Genomic DNA, 8056 nt, shown 5'->3' with positions numbered 1-8056 from the left:
CTCCCCATAGCGGAAAAGTGGAGTTCGTGGCCAAGGAGCCGGGAGTGCGGGTCGTCGGCCCCAGCGGCACCTGGAAGGAAGTGCCCGGAACCCTGTTGGCCAGGATGGAGCGCGAGAACGTCAAGAAACCCCTCTTCGCCCCCCAGAAGGGCGAGGTCATGTCCCTGGGCGAGGTTGGTGACGGTCAGTTCGTGCAGGCCGGTCAGGAGCTCATGACCATCCGCCACTACCTGACCCGCGAAGAGGTCATCGCCCGCATCCTGCGCCGCTCCCTGTCCCTGTTTCTGGCTCCGGAAAAAGGCAAGTACTACTTTTTTCCCGACGTGGACATCAAGATCAAGACCAAGGGCAGCCAGAGCGTGCACATCGAGGACGGGATGGAGCTTTTCATCCTTTCGCGCATGAAGCGCGAGACCTCCATCCGCTACAGCGGCCCGGCCGGCATCATCTACGCCGTGTATTTCGAGACCAACGACTCCGTGGACCGGGACAGCCCGCTCATCGGCGTTTGCCCCGAAGACCAGCTCGGCCAGATCCAGGAAGTCGTCAGCCGCGTGCAGAGCGACTGGGAGGAGAGAGACTGATGGGCAAGGTGCTGCAGGTCCGCGTGTATGCCTACACCTACGACGAGGCAGAGGTCCGCAAGACCTGGCCTCGGCTCTGGAGCCTGGCCTTCGAGGAGTCCAAGCCGGGATTTCCCTACGAGATGGCGGGGGTGCTTGAGCTTGTCAGGGCGCTTGATGACCTGTATCAGTTCGGAGTCGTGCCGGAGGCCGTCCGCACGGTTTTGGCCACGGGCCTGCCCGCGGTCGTGACGGCGGTGGCGGAGTTGCAGCGGCATCTTGCCGACTGGAACCCGCAGGCCGCCAACCAGGCCTCCGACCGCATCGAAGAGGGGCTTGGCGAGTTGGAAAAACGCGTGGCCAATCCATGACCGCATCAACATACACGAGGAGACGACATGGCAGGTAGTCTGAACAAAGCAATCTTGATCGGCCGTTTGGGCCGTGATCCGGAGATGCGTTACACCCCGTCCGGGCAACCGGTGGCCAATTTTTCCATCGCCACGGATGAGACATACACGGGCAAGGACGGCCAGAAGGTCGAAAAGACCGAGTGGCACCGCATCGTTGTCTGGGGCAAGCAGGCGGAATTCTGCGGAAATTATCTTTCCAAGGGCCGTCTGGTCTATATCGAGGGCAAGATCGAAACCCGCAAATGGACGGACAAGGACGGCGTGGAAAAGTACACCACCGAGATCAAGGCAGACCGTGTGGTCGGACTCGATTCCCGTCAGTCCGAAGGCGGCTACGCCCCGGCTCCTCAACAGTACCAGAAGAACCAATCCGCACCCCAGGGCGCGGGCGCGAACTACGAAGACGACCTGGGCCCCGCGTTTCCGTCCGAAGCCAGTGGCATGGATGACGCGCCTTTTTAGGAACGAACAAATTACGTTTTGTTAACAGAGCTAGCGAAGCCATTGATATGGCTTCGCTTTTTTTATTGTTGACACTTTTTGATAAGAGCGTCATTTGACAACTGCTGCTTACAAAAAAAAGTGTTAACAACTATGAGCAAATTCACCGTTCGAACTCTGCTTGCACCCTCAGGGGAACGACTTCCGCTGTTGTTAGATCGTTCGACTGGGATGCCTGTTTTTTATCCAAATTTATATGTCCTGACTGCGTTGAGGCAGACAAATCGGGCATCTGCCACGATTGAGCGGGAGAGGCTACAAATTGAGTCCTGAACGTTAAGAGGTTTGCTGTAATTTCTTGATATCACGCAGCGGCGGCGCACCGAACAGGCGGCTGTATTCGCGGCTAAACTGGGACGGGCTCTCGTACCCGACTTGGAATGCCGCGCTCGTTGCGTCCTGATGTTCCGTCAGCATGATCCGTCGTGCTTCGTGCAGGCGTATCCATTTCTGGTACTGCAATGGGCTCATGGCCGTCATGGTCCGGAAATGGTGGTGGAACGTGGATGTGCTCATGCCGGCGGATGAGGCCAGTTCGTCCACCCTGAGCGGCTTGCTGAAATTTGCCCTCAGCCAGTCCAGCGCCCGTGCGATCTGGTGGCTGTGGCTGCCCGCTGTGGCGATCTGGCGCAGACGCGGCCCCTGGTCGCTCATCAGCAGTCGGTACAGGATTTCGCGTTGTACCAGAGGTGCCAGGACCGGGATGTCTGAAGGTCCGTCGAGTAGGTCGAGGAGGCGCTCGAAAGCGTTGAGCAGCGGTACGCTCAGTTTTCCGATCGCCATTCCCCGACCGGACTGCTGCACTCGGGAAATAGGCAGGCTGCTGTCGACCAAAAGCTGTGCAAGCTCGCGCAAATCCAGATTGAGGACAATACCCAGACATGGCTTTTCGGGACTCGCTTGGATGACCTGCGCCACTACCGGGAGTCCGACCGAAGTGATGAGGAAGTGGTTGTCGTCGTAAACATATTCATCCTCCCCGAGGAACACGCGTTTGGCGCCCTGGGCGACAAGGCAGATGCTCGGGTCGTGCATGTAGCTGACCGGTTCACTGGGGGCGGCGTATTGAAAAAGGCTCAATCCGGGAATGGCCGTTTCCAGCGGGTTTATATTTTTTGTCCATCTCGCGATCTTCTCTCCCAAAGCCTCGCGCACTTCGAACAGACCATCATCCAAAGCCAGATTCGTGGTACCAGCCATTTTAAGGTTCTCCTTTTCCGAAACAGCTACCAGATCTTTTCATTCCTGAACAAGACATTGATCCGAACTTTCGGATTATCAGGCAAGAATTTGAGAGAATTGATCTACCCTGTCGGTCTATTCCGGCCGTAAAGGTTGTTTCCGGAATGAGATGGTCCGTGCGGGTGTGTCTTTGAAAGTCGTCGCCGAAGCGGGCAGTCCGCCGGGAATTTTAACCATCAAAGCCATGTGCGCTCCGCACACAGCGGCAAGGAGAATCATATGCAGTTCACATTTCACAATCCCACGAAAATTATTTTCGGCGCAGGCAATCTTTCCCGACTTGGAGAAGTGGCTGGCGAATATGGCAAAAAAGCGTTGATCGCGACTGGCGGCGGCAGCGTCAGGCGCAGTGGCGCTTTTGATCGGGCCGTCGAAAGCCTAAAATCCGCAGGCATTGCCTGGGCCGAATGCCCTGGTATCGAACCCAACCCGCGCATCACCTCCGTGGCCCGTGGTGCGGACATCGCCCGCAAGGAAGGCTGCGACATGGTCATCGCCCTGGGTGGCGGCAGCGTCATGGACGCCTCCAAGGTCATCTCGGCCGCAGTCCTGTACGACGGTGATCCCTGGGACATGATCCGACACGGCCAGGACAACGTGTACGTGCCGGCGCAGGCCTTGCCCGTCATCACTGTGCCGACCCTGGCGGCCACCGGCTCCGAGACCAACTGCGGCGCGGTCATCACCAACACGGAAACCAAGGTCAAATCCTTCATCCAGATTCCTCTCCTGTACCCGAAAGTAGCCATCGTCGATCCGGAGTTGACCGTCAGCGTGCCCAAGGACCAGACCGCGTACGGCGTGTGTGATTTGATTACCCATGTCACGGAATCCTACTTCAATGGCGTCGAGAACACGCCTCTTCAGGATCGCATCGCCGAAGGCGTCATTCTGACGGCCATGGAGTGGGGACCCAAGGCCATCGCGGACGGCGCGGATCTCGAAGCGCGCGCCCAGGTGCAGTGGGCCGCCTCGGTCGCGTTGATCGGCTGGGTACAGATCGGTACGGGCGCGGGCTACCCCGTGCACATGATCGAGCATACCGTGTCCGCATATCACGACATCACCCACGCCGCAGGGCTGTCCATCATCAATCCTGCCTGGATGCGCTTCGCGGCCAAGGCTCATCCGACCAAGTTCGCGCAGTTCGCCAGGCGGGTCATGGGTGTGACGAGCGGAAGCGATGAGCTGTCCTGTGCGTTGGCAGGCATCGACCGCTTCGAAGTGTTTCTCAAATCTATCGGTTGCCCGACGAAATTTTCGGAACTGGGCATCGGCGGCGAAATGGTCGAGACCTACGCCAGGGAAACCCTGCGCATCATCAACGATGGCAACGGCAACCTGCCCGGCCGTCCGGTCATGACTGAGGCCGATATCGTCGCGGTGCTGCGGGCGGCGCTGTAACAACACAGTTAGGAGCCGAGATATGGAAATCAAACGAAGTGGATCCCAAGCCTCCATCCCGGGACCAACGGATTGGTTTACAGGCAGGGTGCGCATTGATCCCCTGCTCTTCGAAGCCCAAGCTCCGGCCCGTGTGACCAGCGGGGCCGTGACCTTCGAGCCGGGCGCACGAACCGCGTGGCACACCCATCCCCTGGGACAGACGCTCATCGTCACGGCCGGATGCGGTCGCGTGCAACTGGACGGTGGCCCGGTGCAGGAAATTCGCCCCGGCGACACGGTCTGGATTGCGCCGGACGAACGCCACTGGCATGGCGCTGCTCCGGGCACGGCCATGACACACATTGCCATTCAGGAGATGCTGGACGGATCAAGCGTGACATGGTTCGAACATGTCAGAGACGAGGAGTACGGCGCGACCGCCTGCGGGTAGGTCGGGTATATCCGAAGATGTTCCGATAACATTATTTTGTGCGTGTGAAATATGCGGCGGTCCGGTTTGCGGGTCGCCGCATTCTTTTTTCTATAGGGCAACATTCTGCAATATTTGTGGATAAATGGCTTGTTCATGTCCGATCTCCAGCCCGGAGTTTCCGTTTTGAGCTGTTGCTTCTGAACTTGTTTCGGAGAATCAGGCAAATATCTGCGAGAATTAGTCTACTCTTCCAGCCCACAACCGGTAATAAGCTGTATCACCGATCACAAAACGGATCTCTTAAAATCATCTGATTATCTGGCCTCGATGCGCAACTGGTCGGATATCTTCAGCGAGGAGTACAAATATGCAGATACGGCAATTGGGAACGAATGGACTGGAAGTTTCAGCCCTTGGACTGGGATGTATGGGCATGAGTCATGGTTACGGTCCGGCAGCGGATACACAGGAAATGATCCACCTGATCCGAAAGGCAGTGGAGCACGGGGTGACTTTTTTCGACACCGCCGAAGTCTACGGGCCGTACGTCAACGAGGAACTCGTGGGTGAGGCTCTGGCACCGTTCAGGGATGACGTGGTCATTGCCACCAAGTTCGGCATCCAAATTGCGGACGGCAAACTGCTGCTCGACGCCAATCCGGCAACCATTCTGGAATCCGTGGAAGGGTCGCTCAAGCGCCTCAGGGTAGAAACTCTGGACCTGTATTATCTGCACCGAGTCGATCCTGAGGTCCCGATTGAAGACGTTGCCGGAACAGTCAAGGATCTGGTGAGTCAGGGCAAGGTCAGGCACTGGGGGTTGTCCGAAGCCGGAGTGGAGACCATCCGACGTGCCCACGCGGTTCTGCCACTGAGCGCCATCCAGAGCGAATACTCCATGATGTGGCGACAGCCGGAAGAAGAATTGATGCCGACCTTGGAGGAACTCGGTATAGGCTTTGTTCCTTTCAGCCCGCTGGGGAAGGGTTTTCTGACCGGCCGGTTCGATCACACGGCCACTTTCGGCAAGGATGACTTTCGCAGCATCGTGCCCCGTTTCGCGCAGGAAAATCTGCACGCCAACCAGGTTCTGGTTGAGCTGGTGCGAACCATTGCGGCGGACAAGGGGGTGACCCCATCCCAGATTGCTCTTGCCTGGGTGCTGGCCCAGAAGCCTTGGATCGTGCCCATTCCCGGTACGACGAAGTTGCATCGAATGGAAGAAAATCTGGGAGCGGTGGATGTCGCCTTGACCGCCACGGAGTTGGACAATCTTAGCGCGGCCCTTTCCCGGATCGAGATTTCCGGAGACCGCTATCCCGCAGAATACGCTCAAAGAGTGGGCAAATAACGCCCTCAAGGAGAAACGAATATGAACACCACACGACAAGACCATTGCAACAGTCCGATCCTGCCTAGTCGCCGTCATTTGCTCAAGACCGGAATGGCGCTGGCTGCGGCGTCCGTGTTTCCTCTCGCTGTCGCTCAGGCCAATGCGAGCAAAGCTCCGGTCGGCGACAATGCCTACACGCTTGAAGATCGCCGCAGGCTGGGTTCTCTTGAAGTCTCCAGCATCGGCCTCGGCGTGCAAAATATGAGTCGCACCTACCAGACGACCATCCCTACCCGATCTGAAATGCACAACATCATTCGCACAGCTTATGACCGTGGCGTCACCTTTTTCGACGCGGCCGAGGCCTACGGACCGCATGAGGTGGAGCGGATTCTCGGCGAAGGAGTACAGTCGTTTCGGGATAAGGTCGTGATCGCGTCCAAATTCGGCTGGAACATAGACCTCGAAACGGGCGAACGGCTATCTGGTCTGAACAGCCGCCCCGAGCATATCAAACTTGCGGTGGAGGGCATGCTCAAGCGTCTGCGCACGGATCGCATAGATCTTTTGTACCAGCATCGCGTTGACCCGCAGGTGCCCATCGAAGATGTCGCCGGCGCGGTCAGGGAACTGATGACGCAGGGCAAGGTGCTGCACTGGGGCCTGTCCGAAATGGGCACGAACACTTTGCGCCGCGCCCATGCCGAACTTCCCGTGACAGCGGTTCAGAACGAATATTCCATGCTGTGGCGCGGCCCGGAAGAAAAAGTCATTCCGCTCTGTCAGGAACTTGGAATAGGCTTTGTGCCGTGGAGCCCCCTTGGCGTGGGTTTTCTGACCGGGGCCATCGACGCCAGGACGCGTTTTGCCGAAGGCGATTTCCGTAAGACCGAATCCCGGTTCGCACCGGAGAATCTGCCGCACAATCTGGCCCTCGTGGACCTGCTCAAAAGCTGGGCCAAGCGCAAAGAGACCTCGCCCGGGCAGATCTCGCTGGCCTGGCTGCTGGCGCAGAAGCCGTGGATCGTCCCCATTCCCGGTACGACGCAGATGGCGCATATGCTCGAAAACATCGGCGCTGCCGCTGTCCGCTTCACTTCAGCCGAGCTGGACGAACTGAACAAGGCTGTCGCGGCAACTGAGATTCAGGGTGCGCGCTTGCCGGATTTCGTCCAGGTTTTCTCGGATGTGGAAGCTCCATTAAAAAAATAATCGTTCTCGAACAAAACCGCGATTGGGCCTCTGCGCTGAGCGCGACGCTTGATGCGAAGTGTGGCCGTACGGATTTCGAATGACCAACACTGGCCCACCGCAAAATCTGAGAGTGTCTCCGAATTGGAAAGATGTTATCAAAGGAGTTTTTCATGCACGTGATTCTTGTCAACGGCAGCCCACATCCACACGGCTGCACTTACACGGCCCTGGAAGCGGTGGCCTCGACACTGAGGGAAGGAGGGATCGAAACCAGTTTTTTTCAGGTCGGCACCAAACCCTTGGCGGGGTGCATCGACTGCCGCACCTGTGCTAAGACCGGGCGCTGCGTCTTTGACGACAAGGTCAACGAGTTCGTGGATCTGGCCGAGCAGGCCGACGGCTTTGTGTTCGGCTCGCCTGTGCATTACGCTGCCGCCAGCGGGGGCATGACCTGCTTCATGGACCGGTCATTTTTTTCATCCATGCTTTCAGGGCGCTCGGTCTTCCGCCTCAAACCCGGCGCTGCGGTGGTGTCCGCCAGACGATCCGGCACGACGGCCACTCTCGATCAGCTTAACAAATACATGACCTGGGGTGAGATGCCGGTTGTTTCTTCTCGATATTGGAACATGGTTCACGGTCATTCGCCAGACGAAGTGCGCCGGGATCTGGAAGGCATGCAGATCATGCGTACTCTGGGCCGTAACATGGCCTGGCTGCTGGCGTGCCTGGAAGCAGGTCGTAAAATGGAGATTCCAAGACCGGAGTTGGAAAAATGGGTCGCGACGAACTTTATCCGTTAGGCAATCATGCCCTGATTTCCAGGTTATACGTGTGTCGGTTTCTTGCGATCATCGGGCTGTTAGAAGTGGCTCAGTTTGTTTGAACAGATTTGCCTGATTTTTAGGTGGAATCTCCGCCTTTCTTACATCGCCATTTTAACCTGCGGCATCCGTTCGGCATAAACCTCGTCAGGGGTTTTTCTGCCCAA

The 8056-nt window shown here is 57.7% G+C and carries 9 protein-coding genes; 8 read left to right on the top strand and 1 reads right to left on the bottom strand.

Annotation, left to right across the window (positions count from 1 at the left end; all coding sequences use genetic code 11):
- The 3 genes from AB7E65_RS10755 to AB7E65_RS10745 all read left to right on the top strand — a co-directional run.
- Window positions 1-584: biotin attachment protein (locus AB7E65_RS10755; RefSeq protein ID WP_428745880.1), on the top strand; the 584-nt coding region annotated here is incomplete at its 5' end.
- Entirely contained in the window at window positions 584-934 is a 351-nt protein-coding gene (locus AB7E65_RS10750) for a formin-like protein 18 (protein ID WP_428745879.1), read from the top strand. The genes AB7E65_RS10755 and AB7E65_RS10750, both read left to right, overlap by 1 nt.
- Window positions 935-961: 27 nt before the next feature.
- Window positions 962-1438: a single-stranded DNA-binding protein gene (locus AB7E65_RS10745; protein ID WP_428745878.1), complete on the top strand. Its 477-nt coding sequence runs from the start codon at window positions 962-964 to the stop codon at window positions 1436-1438.
- A gap of 315 nt (window positions 1439-1753) precedes the next feature.
- Here AB7E65_RS10745 and AB7E65_RS10740 read toward each other — a convergent pair whose 3' ends face one another.
- Window positions 1754-2677 carry an AraC family transcriptional regulator N-terminal domain-containing protein gene (locus AB7E65_RS10740; RefSeq protein WP_428745877.1) on the bottom strand — a complete coding sequence of 308 codons (924 nt, stop codon included), beginning with the start codon at window positions 2675-2677 and terminating at the stop codon, window positions 1754-1756.
- A 261-nt stretch (window positions 2678-2938) separates the two neighbouring features.
- On the opposite strand from AB7E65_RS10740, the gene AB7E65_RS10735 reads away from it, so the two are divergent.
- From AB7E65_RS10735 to AB7E65_RS10715, 5 genes are all read left to right on the top strand, one after another.
- A complete protein-coding gene (locus tag AB7E65_RS10735) occupies window positions 2939-4123 on the top strand; it encodes an iron-containing alcohol dehydrogenase (RefSeq protein ID WP_428745876.1) in 1185 nt (394 codons plus the stop codon).
- 22 nt (window positions 4124-4145) lie between these two features.
- Window positions 4146-4556: a (R)-mandelonitrile lyase gene (locus AB7E65_RS10730; protein WP_428745875.1), complete on the top strand. Its 411-nt coding sequence runs from the start codon at window positions 4146-4148 to the stop codon at window positions 4554-4556.
- A gap of 349 nt (window positions 4557-4905) precedes the next feature.
- Window positions 4906-5889, top strand: coding sequence for an aldo/keto reductase (locus AB7E65_RS10725; RefSeq protein ID WP_428745874.1), 984 nt, complete (start codon window positions 4906-4908; stop codon window positions 5887-5889).
- A gap of 21 nt (window positions 5890-5910) precedes the next feature.
- Window positions 5911-7083 (top strand): aldo/keto reductase, encoded by a 1173-nt coding sequence (locus AB7E65_RS10720; protein ID WP_428745873.1) that lies wholly within the window; start codon window positions 5911-5913, stop codon window positions 7081-7083.
- 152 nt (window positions 7084-7235) lie between these two features.
- A complete protein-coding gene (locus AB7E65_RS10715; protein ID WP_428745872.1) occupies window positions 7236-7868 on the top strand; it encodes a flavodoxin family protein in 633 nt (210 codons plus the stop codon).
- Window positions 7869-8056 lie beyond the last annotated feature (188 nt).

This window comes from Syntrophotalea sp., assembly GCF_050253115.1.
GTDB classification, from domain to species: domain Bacteria; phylum Desulfobacterota; class Desulfuromonadia; order Desulfuromonadales; family Syntrophotaleaceae; genus Syntrophotalea; species Syntrophotalea acetylenica.
This window is presented reverse-complemented; position numbering and strand designations above follow the sequence as displayed.